The following is a 16,605-nucleotide window of genomic DNA, read 5'->3' as shown; positions in this document are numbered from 1 at the left end:
TTTTTATTGCATTTCAAATGTGGGAGCGGGTTGTGAGTTAGAAGAAGCCCAGCGGATTGATGTCGTAGCTCACCAGCAGGTTTTTGGTCTGCTGATAGTGATCAAGCATCATCTTGTGAGTCTCACGCCCCACACCGGACTTCTTGTAACCGCCAAACGCGGCATGCGCCGGGTACAGGTGATAGCAGTTGGTCCACACGCGCCCGGCCTTGATCGCCCGGCCCATGCGGTAGGCGCGGTTGATGTCGCGGGTCCACAGGCCGGCACCCAGGCCGAACTCGGTGTCGTTGGCGATCGCCAGGGCTTCGGCTTCATCCTTGAACGTGGTGATGCTCACCACCGGGCCAAAGATTTCTTCCTGGAACACCCGCATCTTGTTGGTGCCCTTGAGCAGGGTCGGCTGGATGTAATAGCCGGTGGCCAAATCGCCGGTCAGCTTCTCGACCTTGCCGCCGGTCAGCAGCTCGGCGCCTTCGCCTTTGGCGATTTCGAGGTAGGACAGGATCTTGTCGAACTGCTGCTCGGACGCCTGGGCGCCGACCATGGTGTCGGTGTCCAGCGGGTCGCCACGTTTGATCGACTCGACCTTCTTCATCACCACTTTCATGAAATCGTCGTAGATCGACTCTTCCACCAGCGCGCGGGAAGGGCAGGTGCACACTTCGCCCTGGTTGAAGAACGCCAGCACCAAGCCTTCGGCGGCTTTCTCGATGAATTGCGGTTCGGCTTTCATGATGTCGGCGAAGAAGATGTTCGGCGACTTGCCGCCCAGTTCAACGGTGGACGGAATGATGTTCTCGGCGGCCGCGTGCATGATGTGCGAGCCCACTGGTGTGGAGCCAGTGAAGGCGATCTTGGCGATGCGCTTGCTGGTGGCCAGGGCTTCGCCGGCTTCTTTGCCGTAGCCGTGCACCACGTTCAGTACGCCTGGCGGCAGCAGGTCGCCGATCAGTTCCATCAGCACGTTGATGCCCAGCGGGGTTTGCTCGGCAGGCTTGAGCACCACGCAGTTACCGGCAGCCAGGGCTGGCGCGAGTTTCCAGGCGGCCATCAGCAGCGGGAAGTTCCACGGGATGATCTGGCCGACTACGCCCAGCGGCTCGTGGAAGTGATAGGCGGCGGTGTGTTCGTTGATTTCGGCGCTGCTGCCTTCCTGGGCGCGGATGCAGCCGGCGAAGTAGCGGAAGTGGTCAGCGGCCAGCGGGATGTCGGCGTTCAGGGTTTCGCGTACGGCCTTGCCGTTGTCCCAGGTCTCGGTGATAGCCAGCAGTTCGAGGTTCTGTTCGATGCGGTCGGCGATTTTCAGCAGCACCAGCGAGCGGTCCTGAGCCGAGGTTTTGCCCCAGGCGTCAGCGGCGGCGTGGGCGGCGTCCAGAGCCTTGTCGATGTCTTTGGCTGTGGAGCGCGGGAATTCGGCGATGGGCTTGCCGTTGACCGGCGAGGTGTTGGTGAAATAGTTGCCATCGACCGGCGCGACAAATTCACCGCCGATGTAGTTGCCGTACTTGGCCTTGAACGAAACGATAGCGCCTTCAGTACCGGGGTGTGCGTAACGCATGGTGGGTATCTCCTGGCTTTTTTGTGTTTATTGGAGGACGCACGGTTGTGCTTGTTAAAGCGTAGAGCAAAGGTCGGGCCAGTGCCTTGCGGGCCCCGCAAATCAAGGGTTTTGAGGTTATTGCAAGCCGTTGCTGTGACAGGCTTGGTACAGCTTGGGTGACAGTTTGTGCCACAAACGGTACAGCCTGTGACCCATGGGTCTGGTCGGGATTGCATTGGTCGGGGCGCTGGAGGATGCTGGGCATTCGCGCGCGGTGGTGTAGCTCACGCAGGGAGAATAATAAAAACATGCAAAACGATCATTTCAGTCGCCATGCCCAGCAAGTCCTGACGGTCACCCGTGGCCAGGACCCTTTGCACGGCCCCGGCAGCGATCCGTCCATCGCCCGCTCCTGGCTGCGTTGCCTGGAGGACTATCACCTCGACCCCGCGCTGACCATCGCGCCCACGGTGCTCGAACATGGCCGCCTGCTGGAAAGCCGCGAACGCCTGCAACAAGTGTTGAGCATCGCCGGCAGTGAAATGAACAACCTGCATCAACAGCTCTCCGGCGCCGGCCATGCCGTGCTGCTGACCGATGCCCGCGGGGTGATCCTCAACTGCGTCACCGCGCCCAGCGAGCGCAAGATTTTCGAACGTGCCGGGCTGTGGCTGGGCGCCGACTGGAGCGAGGCCTGCGAAGGCACCAACGGCATCGGCACCTGCCTGGTGGAGCGCCAGTCCCTGACGATTCATCGCGATGAACACTTCCGTGGTCGGCATACCGGGCTGACCTGCTCTGCCAGCCCGGTGTTCGACCCCCATGGCGAGCTGCTGGCGGTGCTGGATGTGTCCTCGGCCCGGGAAGCGGTGTCGCGCCAAAGCCAATTCCACACCATGGCGCTGGTCAATCTTTCGGCGAAGATGATCGAGAGTTGTTACTTCCTGCGGCATTTCGAGAACCACTGGTTACTGCGCTTTCATTTGCAGGCGGAGTCCGTGGGCCTGTTCAGCGAAGGGTTGCTGGCGTTCGATGGCGAAGGGCGCATTTGCGCGGTCAACCAGAGTGCGTTGAACCTGCTCGGGCAGATCCGTGGCGGCCTGTTGGGGCAGCCGGTGGAGGCATTTTTCGATTGCTCCCTGGACGAGTTGCTCGGGCGTGCCAGCGCGAATGCCAGCGCCAGTTGGCCGTTGCGTACCCGCGATGGCCGTGGGTTGTTCGCGGTGTTGCGCGGCCAGCCCCGCAGCGTACCGGTGCCAGCTCCACAGCCCTTGCCCGAACGGCCCCGGTTGCCGGGCATTTGCCTGGGCGATGCGGCGCTGCAAAACGATTTCCGCAAGGCGTTGCGTGTGTTCGAGCGTGATGTACCTTTACTGATCAATGGCGAAACCGGCTCCGGTAAGGAGGCGTTTGCCAAGGCGGTGCACCATGCCAGCCTCCGGGCCGATAAAGCCTTTATCGCCCTGAACTGCGCGGCCATCCCGGAAAGCCTGATCGAGAGCGAGCTGTTCGGCTATCGCGGTGGCAGTTTCACCGGCGCCCGCAAGGAAGGTATGCGCGGCAAGCTGCAACAAGCGGATGGTGGCACGTTGTTTCTGGATGAAATCGGCGATATGCCCCTCGCTTTGCAAACGCGTCTGTTAAGGGTTTTGGAAGATCGACTCGTCGTGCCCATCGGCGGCGAGCCGCAAGCGGTGAACGTCAGAATCATCAGCGCCACCCACCGTAATTTACTGGAGCGGGTAGAGGACGGCAGTTTTCGCGAAGACCTGTACTACCGGCTGAACGGCCTGGAAATCGCCCTGCCGCCGTTGCGTGAGCGCAGCGATAAGTCGCAACTGCTCGACTTTCTGTTGGCTGAGGAGACGGGCGACGAGCCGGTGTTGCTCGACAGCCCTGCGCGTCAGGCACTGTTGGCATTTGCCTGGCCGGGCAATGTACGGCAGTTGCGCACGGTGCTGCGCACGTTGGCGGCATTGTGCGACGACGGACGGATTGGGCTTGAGGACCTGCCAGCGGTCATTCGCCAGGCACGCCCGCAGCCTGCAGTAGTAGAGGACCGTTCGGATTCGCCCTTGGACGATGCAGAGCGCCTGGCGCTGCTCAATGCCTTGGAGCAACAACGCTGGCACATGAGCCATACGGCAGAGCAACTGGGGGTAAGCCGCAACACCTTGTATAGAAAGCTGCGTAAACACGGGATCGCCCGTTAGCTAAAGAGTGCGAATTTTTCCACCCTACGCTAACCTGCCTCGATGTTTTACGAGGTCGACTATGCACATTCATATTCTCGGTATTTGCGGCACGTTCATGGGCTCTATGGCGGTTCTCGCCAAAGAACTGGGCCATCATGTTACTGGCTCCGATGCCAACGTTTACCCTCCCATGAGCACGCAGTTGCAGGCTCAGGGCATTGAGCTGACCCAAGGCTACGACCCGGCGCAGTTCGACCCGGTCCCGGACCTGGTGGTGATCGGCAATGCCATGAGCCGCGGTAACCCGGCGGTCGAGTACGTACTCAATAAAGGTTTGCCTTACGTGTCTGGCCCGCAATGGCTGGCAGACCACGTGTTGCAAGGCCGTTGGGTGCTGGCGGTTGCCGGAACCCACGGCAAGACCACCACCAGCAGCATGCTGGCCTGGGTGCTGGAGCACGCGGGCATGAGCCCGGGCTTCCTGATCGGCGGCGTGCCACAGAACTTCTCGGTGTCGGCGCGCCTCGGCGACACCCCGTTCTTTGTCATCGAAGCCGATGAGTACGACAGCGCATTCTTCGACAAACGCTCCAAGTTCGTTCACTACCGCCCGCGCACGGCGATCCTGAATAACCTGGAGTTCGATCACGCTGACATCTTCCCTGACTTGGCGGCCATCGAGCGGCAGTTCCATCACTTGGTGCGCACTATCCCAAGCGAAGGCCTGGTGATTCACCCGACTACCGAACCGGCCTTGCAGCGCGTGATCGAGATGGGCTGCTGGACTCCGGTACAAACCACCGGTGCGGCCGGTCAATGGCAGGTCAAACTGCTGAGTGAAGACGGTTCAAAATTTGAAGTCCTGTTCGAAGGCGTCGCCCAGGGCATCGTCGATTGGGACATGACAGGCCAACACAACGTCGCCAACGCCTTGGTTACCCTGGCGGCTGCGCGGCATGTCGGGGTGTTGCCATCCATGGGCATCGCTGCCTTGAGCGCATTCAAAAGCGTCAAGCGCCGTATGGAAAAGGTCGCCGAAGTGAATGGGATTACCATCTACGACGACTTTGCCCACCACCCGACGGCCATCGCCACCACCCTGGATGGCCTGCGCAAACGCGTGGGTGACGCCCAGGTCATTGCGATTATCGAACCACGCTCCAACTCCATGAAGCTGGGCGCCCACCGTGATGGTTTGCCGGAAAGCGTCAACGATGCAGACCAGGCTGTGTGGTATGCACCCGCCAACCTCGGCTGGGACTTGCCCGCCATTGCCGCGCTGTGCACGGTGCCGTCGATTTGCTGCGACTCACTGGAAGGCATCATCGAGCACGTGAAACATCAGGCCAAGCCCGGCACTCACGTGGTGATCATGAGTAACGGCGGCTTCGGCGGCCTGCACGGCAAACTCGCCGAGGCCCTGAAATGAGCGGCCCGGAACGCGTCACCCTGGCGATGACCGGCGCATCGGGCGCGCCCTATGGCTTGCGCCTGCTGGATTGCCTGGTGCGCGAAGACCGCGAGGTGCACTTCCTGATCTCCAAGGCGGCGCAACTGGTACTGGCCACCGAGACCGATGTCGCGTTGCCGCCCAAGGTGCAGATGATGCAGGCCTTCCTCACCGAGTACACCGGTGCGGCGGCGGGGCAGATCAAGGTCTATGGCAAGGAAGACTGGATGTCGCCGGTGGCTTCGGGTTCCGGCGCACCGGCTGCGATGGTGGTGGTGCCGTGTTCCACCGGGACCCTGTCGGCGATTGCCACGGGGGCCTGCAACAACCTGATCGAGCGCGCAGCGGATGTGACCTTGAAGGAGCGCCGCCAGTTGATTCTGGTACCGCGCGAGGCGCCGTATTCGAGCATCCATCTGGAACACATGCTCAAGCTCTCGAACATGGGCGTGACCATCCTGCCGGCGTCGCCGGGCTTTTATCACCAGCCGCAAACCATCGATGACCTGGTGGATTTTGTGGTGGCGCGGATTCTCAACCTGTTGAACATTCCCCAGGACATGCTGCCGCGCTGGGGCGAGCACCACTTGAGCAGTGATGAATAAATTATTGATGGTGTTGCTGGCGGCTCAGCTGACGGGGTGCGCGACTGCGCGCACGCTGGACGCGGCACAACCCGGGGCGCCGGTGGTGTATGCCGGGACGCGTCTGGATTTGTATGCGATTCAAGGTGGGTGTTGCGCGATGGACCGCTTTGGGGCCGAGGCGCCGAGCTATCCCCATGTCGACCTGCCGGCCAGCGCGTTGCTCGATACACTGCTGTTGCCGTTGTCGGTGCTGACGGTGTTGGGGGTTGGGTTTAACGCGACGGGTGGCCTGTAGTACAAAATCTCAGGAACACCCTATACCTAATGTGGGAGCGGGCTTGCTCGCGAATGCGGTGGATCAGTCACTGATGTATTGACTGATACTGCGCATTCGCGAGCAAGCCCGCTCCCACATTTGGAGGGTGTACGCCCTGGAATACGGTTATTTGCCGAGCTTGCGCAGCTCATCCGACTCCACAACCCGCACCCCATCCTGCTCTTCCAGCGCCAGCCGCCACATCGCGCGTGCCAGTTCGCACACTTCAATGCCGTGGTACTTGCCCGGAATCAGTCGCGACAATGGCCCGGCCAGTTGCTCGGCCAAGCGTGGCTCCAACCGCTCACCCAGCAACAGCGAAGGCCGCACGATGGTCAACTGCGGCCAATCCTGAGCCTTCAGCGCCTGTTCCATTTCCCCCTTGACCCGGTTGTAGAAGATCGAGGATTTCGGATCGGCGCCGATCGCGCTGATCACGATCAGGTGCCGCGCGCCCAGTTCCCGGGCGCGCTTGGCGAAGGCTACGACCATGTCCAGGTCGACGGCGCGGAAGGCTGCTTCGGACCCGGCTTGCTTGATGGTGGTGCCCAGGCAGCAGAAAGCGATGTCCACCTGGCCGCTCAGTTGCGGCAGGAATACTTTCGGGTCGCCCACCGGGTTTTCCAGGTGTGGATGCTCGGCCAATGGCTTGCGGCTGGGTGCCAGCACGCGGGTCACTGTCGGCTCGTTGAGCAGGCGGTCCAGCAGGTGTTCCCCGGTCAGGCCGGAGGCTCCGGCGAGCAAGATATGCTGAGGCGTCAGGTACATGGTGTTTCCCCCTAGATACAGATTCAGCTTAGTTGCTCTTGGCTTCCTTGCTATTCATTGAGACGCTTTCCAACGCTTTTCGTGCCTGCTGTTTTCGTAATAATTGCCAATGGGCAATCACGCCCTTGGGGGCCCAGATCTGCGGTTCGGAGGCTTCGAAGTTGTCCGCCTGTTCGCGTTCGGCCACGTGGGTTTGCGCCAGTTTGAAGGCTTGCTGCAAATCGTCGGTCTGGTTGAAGGCCTGGGCGAAGAGGGCGTCGCCGAAGTAGGTGAAGTCGGCCTCTTCGGAGCAGCCGAACGACACGCGGTCGGCCCGTGAGGCGGTCATGATCAGGGTGTGTTCGTCTTTCAGCGCCGGGATGAACCCGCCGGAGTAGCAGGCCGAAATCACGATGATCTTGTCGCGGGTCTTCAGCGGTTCCAACACGGCGGCCAACTCATCGGTCGGCAGGTCGGCCAACTCCATGCGTGGCTGGTCGAGCACCAATTCGTGTTCGTGGGTGCCGTGGCTGGTCAGGTAGATGAACACCAGGTCTTCCGGACCACTGCGTTCGGCCAGGGTCTGGACCGAGCGGCGCAGGCTTTCGCGAGTGGCCATGGGGCGGTCGGCAATATGGTCGCGGTGGTTCACCAGGCGGATCTGGCCGTAGGCGCCGAAGCGGGTGGCGAGCATGTTGCTGACGTAGTCGGCTTCACGCAGGAACACGCTCTGCTTGCCGTCGCCGGCCACCACCAGGGTGTACAGCTCCACCGCCTTGGTGGAGGCAGGCACGGCGGCGAGGGCTGCATCGAGCAAACGGCCCTGGGCCAGCAGGCCGGTTTCCAGCGGGTCGGGTAATAACTTGCCGTCGGCGTCGCGCACGCGCATGCCATTGACCCAGGTGCCGGCCTGTACGGTGCCATCCGTGAGCACCAGGGTTCCGCGCCCTTGATAGCTGTCGCTGTCAAAGCCGCCGATATAGAAGCTGCCGTCGGTGAGGTTCAGGCGGCCCGGGCCTGTGAAGCGCCAGTCAACGAATTGACCGACATAGTGGCTGCCGTCGACGCCGATCAGTTCGCCCTTGCCGCTGAGGGCGCCTTCCTTGAACTCGCCGATCCATACGTCGCCGTCGGCGTTCTCATAACGGCCCTTGCCGTTGAGCTGGTTCTGTTTGAAGTGGCCGATGTACATGTCGCCTTCGGCACTGTTGAAGGTGCCGTTGCCCTCCAACTGGCCATCGACGAAGCGGCCGCTGAACTGGTTGCCGCTGTCGTCGTTGCGCTGGCCTTCGCCGTTGGGCTTGCCGTGGGCGAACTGGCCCTGGTACTGGCTGCCGTCGGCCAGCTCGAGGCGGCCGAGGCCGGAATACTGGTCGTCCTTGAATTCGCCGCGATAGGTCATCTGCCCTTCTTTGAGGGTGCCTTCGCCGTTGCGTTTGCCTTGCTTGAACCCGCCGACGTAGCTGTTGCCCACCGTGGTCAGGCTGCCCTGGCCGTCGAACAGGCCTTGCTGGAACTGGCCTTTATAGACTTCGCCATTGCTGCCATGCCACTCGCCCTGGCCGTGCCATTGGCCTTTATCAAACTGGCCGGCGTACCAGCTGCCGTTGGGGTAATCCACTCGGCCCTGGCCTTGCAGCAAGCCATTGACCACATCGCCACGGTAACGACCGCCATCGGGCAGCCGCGCATCGGGCGGCAACAGCGATTCGCCGTCGCCGCACGCAGTGAGCAACAGGACAAGAGCAAGGGGGGCGAGTGGGCGCATAGCGGGATCCGGATAATTGAGCGCCGAGTATGCCGCAGCTGCGAGATCTATACATAAATTTACATGAATTGTGGTGAGCGGTCGGGCCCACCACAGCCAGGCTCAGACGAAGCAGAGTGACAACGACTCGGCTATATATGCGGGTTTTTCCTGGCCATCGATTTCCAGGGTGCAGGTAGCCTTAAGCAGCCATTGCCCAGGCTTTTTCTCGGTGGCGTCGGTCAGGGTCACGGCCAGGCGCACCTTGGAATCCACCTTCACCGGCTGGATGAAGCGCACACTGTCCAGGCCATAGTTGACGGCCATTTTCAGGCCTTCTGGCATGATCAGGATGTCTTCGATCAGCTTGGGTATCAGCGACAGCGACAGGAAACCGTGGGCGATGGTGCCGCCAAACGGTGTCTTGGCGGCTTTCACCGGGTCGACGTGGATGAACTGAAAATCGCCGGTGGCTTCCGCGAACAGGTTGATGCGCTCCTGGTCGATGGTGAGCCATGCGGAACGTCCCAGTTCCTTGCCGACATAATCCTTGAGTTGCTCTACGGGTACTGAGGGCATTGCGACTCTCCTTGGTTCATCATGTTGTGTTTTTGGACAGGTCCAGAGAACCAATGTAGATCATCACGGGCACTTGGCCCGGTCAACCCACCATGCTTTTGGCGAATGCCGCTCCATAGAGGCAGCGTGCTTATAATGCCGACACGCTTTTGGGGGGAAGAACGGATGCTGTTACGCGGTCTGACATGGCTGGTGCTGTTTCAATTGCTCGGCACGGCGATCAATCATTTGTTTGTCCCGGTGTTGCCGGGGCCGATTATTGGCCTGCTGCTGATGCTGGCATTTCTGGTGTGGCGCGGCGAAGTTGGTGAACCCCTGAGCCTGGCCGCCAGCAGCCTGCTGCGTTACCTGCCGTTGCTGCTGGTGCCGCCGGCGGTGGGCGTGATGGTGTATGCCAAGGATATCGCCGCCGACTTCTGGGCCATCGTCGGCGCGTTGGTGTTGTCGCTGGTGATCGCCATGGGTTTTGTCGGCGTGTTGATGCAGCAGATGGTCAAGCGCAAGGAGAAGGACCAATGATCTTCGACTGGCACGGCGCGTGGTCGGCGGTCATTCATCACCCGCTGTTCGGCATCGGCGTCACCCTCGGCGCCTATCAGCTGGTGCTGGCTGGCTTCGAGAAAACCCGCTGGATTTTCCTGCAGCCGGTGCTGGTGTCGATGCTGCTGGTGATCGGCGTGTTGCTCAGCTGCGGCCTGACCTACGTCGAGTACCGCAAAAGCACCGAGATCATGAGCATCCTGCTGGGCCCGGCAACGGTAGCCCTGGCGGTGCCGCTTTACCTGAATCTGCGACGGATTCGCCAATTGTTCTGGCCGATTTTTACTACGCTGGTAGTGGGAGGCGTATTGGCCACCGGTCTGTGCGTGCTGTTGGGCTGGTGGTTTGGTGCCGAACACATGATGCTGATGACCATGGCGCCCAAGTCCGTGACCTCACCGATTGCGATGCTGGTGGCCGAGCAGATCGGTGGCGTGGCGGCATTGGCGGCGGTGTTTGTGCTGATCACCGGGGTGATCGGCGCGATGATCGGGCCGGCGTATTTGTCGCGCCTGGGCGTGCACAGCCCCGAGGCGCGTGGCATGGCGCTGGGCATGACCGCCCACGCGGTGGGTACCTCGGTGGCTTTGCAGGAAAGCGAAGAGACCGGCGCCTTTGCGGCGCTGGCCATGAGTTTGATGGGCGTGGCCACGGCGGTGTTCTTGCCGTTGGCCGTGTCGCTGGTTATTTAAGTCGGGTTTAAGGAAACCTTTTATGAGTCTGGCGCTTTTCCCGCTCAATACCGTGCTGTTTCCCGGGTGCACCCTCGACCTGCAATTGTTCGAGGTGCGTTACCTGGACATGATCAGCCGCTGCATGAAAAAGGGCGAAAGCTTTGGCGTGGTGTGCATCCTCGACGGCAAGGAAGTCGGGCTGGCGCCGGATGGCTACGCGTTGATTGGCTGCGAAGCGCTGATTCGCGACTTCAAGCAGCAGGACAATGGCCTGCTGGGGATTCGGGTCGAGGGCGGTCGGCGTTTTCGCGTACGTGACGCCGGTGTGCAGAAGGACCAACTGCTGGTGGCTGAGGTGCAGTGGCTGGACGAGCACCCCGAGCAGCCGTTGGAAGAGGAAGACGCCGACTTGCTCGCGCTGCTGCACGCCTTGGCTGAACACCCGATGGTCGCCTCCCTGGACATGGGCACCCACGCCGATGGCCAGCAGGCCTTGGGCAATCAGCTGGCGTATCTGCTGCCCTTTACCGAGGCCGACAAGATCGACCTGCTGCAACTCGATGACCCGCAACAGCGTCTGGACGCGATCCAACTGTTGCTGGATGAATTGCAGGGCGAGCTGTTCACCTGACCCGCGAGTGCCACTCGGATTTATCCTTCCCCGTCTTCAGATTTTCCGTCGTTGTCCTGATCTCGTTGCCTGAAATAGTTGGCAATCACGTAACGATGATCAGGGGGAAGGATGATTCAGCTTTCGCAATCGGAGCAAGTCGTATGGGATGCCTTTTTTATAGCCATCACAACTCAGATACTGCAGTTGGACGACGGTCGCGGTGCGGAAGACATCGCCGAACGCGCCGCGCATATAGCTGACGAAATGTTTCTGGAGCGGCGCGAGCGCAGCGTCGAACGTTGCGCTGCACCCTTGGATTGGCTGGGGCCTGCTTAGTAGGCGTACCTGAGCAGCGCGTGAGAAGTGCCGGTAAACGCAATGAACGCGAGCACCGCGCCACACACGGGCAAGATCAGCCACCAGACTTTCGGCGGCATTGCTGGTAATAGGCTGCGCTGCTGGCTGAAGTGCAGGCTGAAGGCACAGACCGTCATTGCCAACAGGGTGCCGGCCAGGATGTCCGTCGGCCAGTGCGCTCCCAGGTACACCCGGGAAATCGCGATGGTCGCTGCGGGAATGCAGCCAAGCACCAGCCAGGTCAGGCGCAGGCGGGTCGGTTGACCACGGCCGGCCAGCACTGCCAACGCCAGGAAGAATGCAAACGAGCCGGACGCATGGCCGCTGGGCATGCTGAAACTGGTCAGCGGATCGGTCAGCACTTCAGGGCGCATCCGCGCGAAAAACAGTTTGGTGCCGGTATTGATCAGCGCAGCGCCCAGCAGGGTGGCGCCGACAAAGATTGCCTGGCGCCATTGCCGCGCCACTACCAGCAGGCCGGTCAATACGGCACTGGCCACAAACATCTTCTTGAACTCGCCGAGCTGGGTCACCATCACCATGGCCCGGTCGATCGCCGGGCCGCGGTGTTCCTGCACCAGCGCCATCAAGCCCTGGTCAAAGTCGTTCAGGTAGTGATAGCCGATAAACAACGCAATCAGCAGTGTGCCGCCGATGCAGCCTATCCATAGGGTGGCGCGCCGGTGGCCGCGCAGGCTGGTGTTGAGGCTCACGCCGATCAGCACCGCCAGGCAGGCGGCGACAATCCCGGCTTCTGGCCAGAAGCCCTCGGGCAATGGCAGGCGGAAGGCCGCGCCGGTGGCCCAACCCGGCAGCAGATACGCCACCGACCATCCCGCGCCGGCCAGCAGGCTCACGGCAACAAAGCGTGGGAAGGGCATGTCACACATGCCCGCGACCATCGGCAACATCGGCCGCAACGGACCAATGAAGCGTCCTACCAGCAGGCTCGCAATGCCGTACTTGTGGAAGTAAGCCTCAGCGCCGCTCATCCATTCAGGGTGATGCCGCAGGCCGGGCAGGCGCCGGATGTTCTGGTGGAAATGACGACCGAGGAAGTAGGAAGCAACATCACCCAGCATGCCACCGAGGAAGCCCAGCAACAGGGTTTCCCCCAGGGACACTGCGCCGCTGCCGGCCAGCGCGGCGATAGCAAACAGCAACACCGTGCCCGGTACGATCAGGCCGGCAATGGCCAGGCACTCCACGCACGCCACGATAAATACCGCCACGGCGAGCCATTGCGGGTTTAGGGTCAGCCAGCCGGTAATGCCATCGAGCCATGGGCCCATACAATCAAACTCCCTTTGTGAATATTGCCCCCTCTGTAGGAGCGAGCTTGCTCGCGAAGGTCGTTAACGATAACGCGGGCTTTCTGGTTTAGCGCGGCGCTCTCGGGTTCTTCGCGAGCAAGCTCGCTCCTACAAAGGGCGAGTGTGTTTCAAATCAAAAAATAGTCGCGGCCTTCGACCTGGCCTCGGCGCAGCGGGTTCCGTGTGCAATACGGCGCATAACCGGCATCCACGAAGCGGTACATCAGGTGTTCATCGCGCCCGCCGGGGATGCCCAGTCGGGTGGCCTGGATGATCTGCGCCGGCGCAAGCCCCACGTCTTCCACGTAGAGCAACTCCTGGTCAAAGCGTTTGGCATCCCACATCGGCACCTTCAAACCCAGTGCCTTGCACAGCAAGGTCTGGCCGGCACACAGCTTTTGCGAGGGGCGGGGCTTGCCGCTGGCGTCCGGGTTGTTCAGCAGCATCTGCGCCAGGCTGGCCGGGCCTGACACTTCGTCGACCCACGGATAGGCCGATTTGATCAACACCGCATTGCCTGCGCCGTGGGCGCTGAAGTTCAGCGAATCGCCGCCACGGGCGTAGTACATATAGATGTGGCCGCCATCCAGAAACAAAGCCTTACGCTTTTCTGTGTAGCCGAGGGACGCGTGGCTGCCTTTTTCGGCGAGGTAATAGGCTTCGGTTTCGATAATTCGCGCCGACAGCCACAAATCACCGACACGGTGGCGAATGACTTTTCCGAGCAATTCGCGCGCGAGCAGTTGCGCGTCACGGTCGAAAAAGCCGTCGGGCAGGGCATTGGCGGGGATCAATGGCGAAAAACTGGACATGGCGATCAAAGGTAATACGGCTAAATGTGACAGGATGATAACAACTCCAGCCTTAATTCCCGCTGAACGTCGGGTTTTTACAGTTCATTTCGACCATCCGCCCCTCACCGCTGTCCGTGGGACGGCGTCACAGCTATAATCTGCCGCTTTCCTCTTTGCCAAGACCCCACCAGACCATGACTGAGTCCGTTCTTGACTACATGACCCGCCTGGGTCGCGCTGCCCGTCAGGCCTCGCGGTTGATCGCCCGTGCGAGCACGGCGCAGAAGAACCGCGCCTTGCTGGCGGCTGCCGACGCTCTGGATGCTTCGCGCTCCGAGCTGACCGCCGCCAACGAGCAAGACCTGGCCAACGGCCGGGCAAATGGTCTGGAACCTGCCTTGCTGGATCGCCTGGCGCTGACGCCGGAACGCATCGACGACATGATCGAGGGTTTGCGCCAGGTGGCCAAGCTGCCTGACCCCATCGGTGAAATCCGCGACATGCGCTACCTGCCATCGGGTATCCAGGTGGGCAAGATGCGCGTGCCCCTGGGCGTGATCGGCATCATCTATGAGTCGCGCCCGAACGTGACCATCGACGCCGCGAGCCTGTGCCTCAAGTCCGGCAACGCCACCATCCTGCGGGGCGGTTCCGAGGCCATCAATTCCAACCGTGCCATCGCCGCGTGCATTCAGCAGGGCCTGGCCGTGGCCGAACTGCCGGCCGAAGTGGTGCAAGTGGTCGAGACCACTGACCGCGCTGCCGTTGGTGCGCTGATCACCATGCCTGAATTCGTCGACGTGATCGTGCCGCGTGGTGGCAAGAGCCTGATCGAGCGCGTGAGCCGTGATGCCAAGGTGCCGGTCATCAAGCACCTGGACGGCGTCTGCCACGTGTTCATCGACGTCGCTGCCGACCTCGACAAGGCGATCCGCATCGCCGACAACGCCAAGACCCACCGCTACGCCCCGTGCAACACCATGGAAACCCTGTTGGTGCACGCAGGCATTGCCGATCGCGTGCTGCCGCCGCTGGCTGCCATCTACCGCGACAAGGGCGTTGAACTGCGTGGCTGCGAGGGTACCCGGGCGATGCTCGGCAGCGACGTGATCGAAGCCACCGAGCAAGACTGGTACACCGAATACACGGCGCCGATCCTGTCGATCCGTATCGTCGATGACCTGGACCAGGCCATCGAGCACATCAACCAATACGGCTCCAAGCACACCGACGCCATCGTCACCGAGCATTTCAGCGATGCCCGGCGTTTCCTCAACGAAGTGGATTCCGCTTCGGTGATGGTCAACGCCTCGACGCGCTTTGCCGACGGCTTCGAGTATGGCCTGGGGGCAGAGATCGGTATCTCCACCGACAAGCTCCACGCACGCGGCCCGGTTGGCCTGGAAGGGCTGACCAGCGAGAAGTACGTGGTGTTCGGTGACGGTCATGTGCGCACTTGATGGGTAAACGCATCGGGCTGCTCGGCGGCACCTTCGACCCCGTGCACATCGGCCATTTGCGCAGTGCACTGGAAGTCGCGGACGCCCTCGGGCTGGATGAGCTGCGCCTGGCACCGAATGCCCGGCCGCCCCATCGCGACACGCCGCAGGTGTCTGCGCAGCAGCGCCTGGAGATGGTCCGCCTGGCTGTGGCCGGCATCGCACCGCTGGTGGTGGACGACCGCGAACTCAAACGCGACAAACCGTCCTACACTGTCGACACTCTGGAACTGATGCGGGCCGAGTTGGCCGCGGATGACCAGTTATTTCTACTTTTGGGCTGGGACGCGTTTTGCGGCCTGCCCACTTGGCACCGCTGGGAAGAGTTGCTCCAGCATTGCCACATCCTGGTGCTGCAACGCCCGGATGCCGACGCAGAATCGCCGGATGCCTTGCGCAACCTGCTGGCAGCGCGGTCGGTAAGTGACCCTTTGGCCCTGACCGGGCCGAGCGGGAATATTGCATTCGTCTGGCAAACCCCGCTTGCGGTGTCTGCCACCCAGATCCGTCAACTGCTGGCCAGCGGGAAGTCGGTACGTTTCCTGGTGCCTGACGCGGTCCTGGCCTACATCGATGCGCACGGGCTTTACCGTGCGTCGAACTGAAAAGGCGCGCTTGAACGCACGAACAGTCGTGCAGCGAGCGCCCGAACATACGAGCAAAACGAGTTTTATATGACGAACAAAGACGTAAGCAAAGTTAAGCGCAAAGGCACGTTCAAGAGCGCTCCTCTGCCAGTAGAAGCCCACACCGGCCCTGAGCTGGCCGGCGAAGAGCTGGTCAAGGTTGCCGTGGCTGCCCTGGAAGACGTGAAGGCCCAGGACATTCAAGTCCTGGACGTGCGCGACAAGCAGAGCATCACCGACTTCATGATCATCGCTACCGGTACCTCCAACCGCCAGATCGGCGCGATGCTGGACAAGGTTCGCGAAGCGGTCAAAGCCCAGGGCGTCAAGCCATTGGGTGAAGAAGGCAAGGGCGACAGCGACTGGGTACTATTGGACATGGACGACGTGATCGTTCACATGATGACCAGCAACGCCCGTCAGTTCTACGACCTGGAACGTCTGTGGAAAGGCGCCGAGCAGAGCCGTGCCGCTGATGGCAAGCACCACAGCCCTGAAGTCGGCCACGCGCACTTCGACAAGCTCAACAAAGACCAGGAATAAGGAACGGCTGTGCGCCTGCGTCTGATCGCTGTCGGTTCACGCATGCCCAAGTGGGTGGAAGAAGGCTGGCATGAATATGCCAAGCGCCTGCCATCCGAATTGGCGCTGGAACTGGTGGAAATACCGCTCAATACCCGGGGCAAAAATGCCGACGTGGCCCGCTTTATCCGTCAGGAAGGCGAAGCCATGCTGGCCAAGGTCGGGCCCAACGAGCGGATCGTGACCCTCGAAGTGCACGGCAAGCCCTGGAGCACCGAGCAGTTGGCGGTGGAGCTGGATCGCTGGCGCCTGGATTCGCGCACGGTCAACTTCATGGTCGGCGGCCCCGAGGGGCTGGCGCCGGAAGTGTGCGCGCGGGCGGACCAGCGCTGGTCGCTGTCGCCCCTGACACTGCCGCACCCGTTGGTAAGAATCCTGATCGGTGAACAGCTGTATCGCGCCTGGACAGTTCTGTCCGGGCACCCTTACCACAAATAATCTGCGCC

At 61.6% G+C, this 16,605-nt stretch carries 18 protein-coding genes; 12 read left to right on the top strand and 6 right to left on the bottom strand.

All coding sequences use genetic code 11. The annotated features are described in order from the left end of the window. Nucleotides 1-37: 37 nt before the first annotated feature. Complete coding sequence (gene exaC, locus ACA046_RS28935) at nt 38-1,558, bottom strand: acetaldehyde dehydrogenase ExaC (RefSeq protein WP_003219398.1); 1,521 nt, start codon at nt 1,556-1,558, stop codon at nt 38-40. A gap of 290 nt (nt 1,559-1,848) precedes the next feature. Between exaC and ACA046_RS28930 the strand changes: the two genes are divergently transcribed. The 4 genes from ACA046_RS28930 to ACA046_RS28915 all read left to right on the top strand — a co-directional run bounded on the left by ACA046_RS28930 (nt 1,849) and on the right by ACA046_RS28915 (nt 6,067). After that, nucleotides 1,849-3,753 carry a sigma-54-dependent Fis family transcriptional regulator gene (locus ACA046_RS28930; RefSeq protein ID WP_497675415.1) on the top strand — a complete coding sequence of 635 codons (1,905 nt, stop codon included), beginning with the start codon at nt 1,849-1,851 and terminating at the stop codon, nt 3,751-3,753. A gap of 61 nt (nt 3,754-3,814) precedes the next feature. Further along, nucleotides 3,815-5,164 (top strand): UDP-N-acetylmuramate:L-alanyl-gamma-D-glutamyl-meso-diaminopimelate ligase, encoded by a 1,350-nt coding sequence (mpl, locus tag ACA046_RS28925; protein WP_459024043.1) that lies wholly within the window; start codon nt 3,815-3,817, stop codon nt 5,162-5,164. Beyond that, a complete protein-coding gene (ubiX, locus tag ACA046_RS28920; RefSeq protein ID WP_003219402.1) occupies nt 5,161-5,790 on the top strand; it encodes a flavin prenyltransferase UbiX in 630 nt (209 codons plus the stop codon). Before mpl ends, ubiX begins: the two co-directional genes overlap by 4 nt. After that, the gene (locus tag ACA046_RS28915; protein ID WP_076014101.1) at nt 5,783-6,067 is read left to right on the top strand and encodes a YceK/YidQ family lipoprotein; all 285 of its coding nucleotides are present in this window, start codon (nt 5,783-5,785) and stop codon (nt 6,065-6,067) included. The genes ubiX and ACA046_RS28915 overlap by 8 nt, the downstream gene beginning before the upstream one ends. A gap of 147 nt (nt 6,068-6,214) precedes the next feature. Here ACA046_RS28915 and ACA046_RS28910 read toward each other — a convergent pair whose 3' ends face one another. The 3 genes from ACA046_RS28910 to ACA046_RS28900 form a co-directional block, all read right to left on the bottom strand. Further along, entirely contained in the window at nt 6,215-6,856 is a 642-nt protein-coding gene (locus ACA046_RS28910) for an oxidoreductase (protein WP_076014100.1), read from the bottom strand. 28 nt (nt 6,857-6,884) lie between these two features. After that, nucleotides 6,885-8,603 (bottom strand): C13 family peptidase, encoded by a 1,719-nt coding sequence (locus ACA046_RS28905; RefSeq protein WP_497675414.1) that lies wholly within the window; start codon nt 8,601-8,603, stop codon nt 6,885-6,887. Between the two features lie 102 nt (nt 8,604-8,705). Then, nucleotides 8,706-9,161, bottom strand: coding sequence for a MaoC family dehydratase (locus ACA046_RS28900; RefSeq protein WP_167665193.1), 456 nt, complete (start codon nt 9,159-9,161; stop codon nt 8,706-8,708). Between the two features lie 165 nt (nt 9,162-9,326). Between ACA046_RS28900 and ACA046_RS28895 the strand changes: the two genes are divergently transcribed. The 4 genes from ACA046_RS28895 (at nt 9,327) to ACA046_RS28880 (ending at nt 11,324) form a co-directional block, all read left to right on the top strand. Further along, nucleotides 9,327-9,680 (top strand): CidA/LrgA family protein, encoded by a 354-nt coding sequence (locus tag ACA046_RS28895; RefSeq protein WP_017476261.1) that lies wholly within the window; start codon nt 9,327-9,329, stop codon nt 9,678-9,680. Beyond that, nucleotides 9,677-10,393, top strand: a complete 717-nt coding sequence (locus ACA046_RS28890; RefSeq protein ID WP_459024037.1) for an LrgB family protein — start codon at nt 9,677-9,679, stop codon at nt 10,391-10,393. Before ACA046_RS28895 ends, ACA046_RS28890 begins: the two co-directional genes overlap by 4 nt. 22 nt (nt 10,394-10,415) lie before the next feature. Beyond that, entirely contained in the window at nt 10,416-11,006 is a 591-nt protein-coding gene (locus ACA046_RS28885; RefSeq protein ID WP_076014096.1) for an LON peptidase substrate-binding domain-containing protein, read from the top strand. 111 nt (nt 11,007-11,117) lie between these two features. Then, nucleotides 11,118-11,324 carry a hypothetical protein gene (locus ACA046_RS28880; RefSeq protein ID WP_459024033.1) on the top strand — a complete coding sequence of 69 codons (207 nt, stop codon included), beginning with the start codon at nt 11,118-11,120 and terminating at the stop codon, nt 11,322-11,324. On the opposite strand, the gene ACA046_RS28875 is transcribed toward ACA046_RS28880, so the two are convergent. Together ACA046_RS28875 and ACA046_RS28870 are read right to left on the bottom strand one after the other, a co-directional pair. Next, nucleotides 11,321-12,637: a bifunctional DedA family/phosphatase PAP2 family protein gene (locus tag ACA046_RS28875; protein WP_497675413.1), complete on the bottom strand. Its 1,317-nt coding sequence runs from the start codon at nt 12,635-12,637 to the stop codon at nt 11,321-11,323. The two genes, ACA046_RS28880 and ACA046_RS28875, sit on opposite strands and share 4 nt — an antisense overlap. 149 nt (nt 12,638-12,786) lie before the next feature. After that, a complete protein-coding gene (locus ACA046_RS28870; RefSeq protein ID WP_497675412.1) occupies nt 12,787-13,470 on the bottom strand; it encodes a DNA-3-methyladenine glycosylase in 684 nt (227 codons plus the stop codon). 176 nt (nt 13,471-13,646) lie between these two features. Between ACA046_RS28870 and ACA046_RS28865 the strand changes: the two genes are divergently transcribed. From ACA046_RS28865 to rlmH, 4 genes are all read left to right on the top strand, one after another. Continuing rightward, nucleotides 13,647-14,912, top strand: coding sequence for a glutamate-5-semialdehyde dehydrogenase (locus ACA046_RS28865; protein ID WP_459024027.1), 1,266 nt, complete (start codon nt 13,647-13,649; stop codon nt 14,910-14,912). Then, nucleotides 14,912-15,556 carry a nicotinate-nucleotide adenylyltransferase gene (gene nadD / locus ACA046_RS28860; protein WP_003215431.1) on the top strand — a complete coding sequence of 215 codons (645 nt, stop codon included), beginning with the start codon at nt 14,912-14,914 and terminating at the stop codon, nt 15,554-15,556. Before ACA046_RS28865 ends, nadD begins: the two co-directional genes overlap by 1 nt. 69 nt (nt 15,557-15,625) lie before the next feature. Then, complete coding sequence (gene rsfS, locus ACA046_RS28855; RefSeq protein ID WP_003215432.1) at nt 15,626-16,120, top strand: ribosome silencing factor; 495 nt, start codon at nt 15,626-15,628, stop codon at nt 16,118-16,120. A gap of 9 nt (nt 16,121-16,129) precedes the next feature. After that, complete coding sequence (gene rlmH, locus ACA046_RS28850) at nt 16,130-16,597, top strand: 23S rRNA (pseudouridine(1915)-N(3))-methyltransferase RlmH (RefSeq protein ID WP_003185785.1); 468 nt, start codon at nt 16,130-16,132, stop codon at nt 16,595-16,597. Nucleotides 16,598-16,605 lie beyond the last annotated feature (8 nt).

The sequence above is a fragment of the Pseudomonas sp. LBUM1641 genome, from assembly GCF_059716235.1.
Note: the sequence above shows the minus strand (reverse complement) of the source record. Positions and strands in the feature narration are given on the sequence as shown.

What these genes read in the sequence shown, in the direction of transcription:
- exaC (WP_003219398.1), bottom strand. Translation starts at nt 1,558, where the DNA reads ATGCGTTACGCACACCCCGGTACTGAAGGCGCTATCGTTTCGTTCAAG.
- ACA046_RS28930 (WP_497675415.1), top strand. Translation starts at nt 1,849, where the DNA reads ATGCAAAACGATCATTTCAGTCGCCATGCCCAGCAAGTCCTGACGGTC.
- mpl (WP_459024043.1), top strand. Translation starts at nt 3,815, where the DNA reads ATGCACATTCATATTCTCGGTATTTGCGGCACGTTCATGGGCTCTATG.
- ubiX (WP_003219402.1), top strand. Translation starts at nt 5,161, where the DNA reads ATGAGCGGCCCGGAACGCGTCACCCTGGCGATGACCGGCGCATCGGGC.
- ACA046_RS28915 (WP_076014101.1), top strand. Translation starts at nt 5,783, where the DNA reads ATGAATAAATTATTGATGGTGTTGCTGGCGGCTCAGCTGACGGGGTGC.
- ACA046_RS28910 (WP_076014100.1), bottom strand. Translation starts at nt 6,856, where the DNA reads ATGTACCTGACGCCTCAGCATATCTTGCTCGCCGGAGCCTCCGGCCTG.
- ACA046_RS28905 (WP_497675414.1), bottom strand. Translation starts at nt 8,603, where the DNA reads ATGCGCCCACTCGCCCCCCTTGCTCTTGTCCTGTTGCTCACTGCGTGC.
- ACA046_RS28900 (WP_167665193.1), bottom strand. Translation starts at nt 9,161, where the DNA reads ATGCCCTCAGTACCCGTAGAGCAACTCAAGGATTATGTCGGCAAGGAA.
- ACA046_RS28895 (WP_017476261.1), top strand. Translation starts at nt 9,327, where the DNA reads ATGCTGTTACGCGGTCTGACATGGCTGGTGCTGTTTCAATTGCTCGGC.
- ACA046_RS28890 (WP_459024037.1), top strand. Translation starts at nt 9,677, where the DNA reads ATGATCTTCGACTGGCACGGCGCGTGGTCGGCGGTCATTCATCACCCG.
- ACA046_RS28885 (WP_076014096.1), top strand. Translation starts at nt 10,416, where the DNA reads ATGAGTCTGGCGCTTTTCCCGCTCAATACCGTGCTGTTTCCCGGGTGC.
- ACA046_RS28880 (WP_459024033.1), top strand. Translation starts at nt 11,118, where the DNA reads ATGATTCAGCTTTCGCAATCGGAGCAAGTCGTATGGGATGCCTTTTTT.
- ACA046_RS28875 (WP_497675413.1), bottom strand. Translation starts at nt 12,637, where the DNA reads ATGGGCCCATGGCTCGATGGCATTACCGGCTGGCTGACCCTAAACCCG.
- ACA046_RS28870 (WP_497675412.1), bottom strand. Translation starts at nt 13,470, where the DNA reads ATGTCCAGTTTTTCGCCATTGATCCCCGCCAATGCCCTGCCCGACGGC.
- ACA046_RS28865 (WP_459024027.1), top strand. Translation starts at nt 13,647, where the DNA reads ATGACTGAGTCCGTTCTTGACTACATGACCCGCCTGGGTCGCGCTGCC.
- nadD (WP_003215431.1), top strand. Translation starts at nt 14,912, where the DNA reads ATGGGTAAACGCATCGGGCTGCTCGGCGGCACCTTCGACCCCGTGCAC.
- rsfS (WP_003215432.1), top strand. Translation starts at nt 15,626, where the DNA reads ATGACGAACAAAGACGTAAGCAAAGTTAAGCGCAAAGGCACGTTCAAG.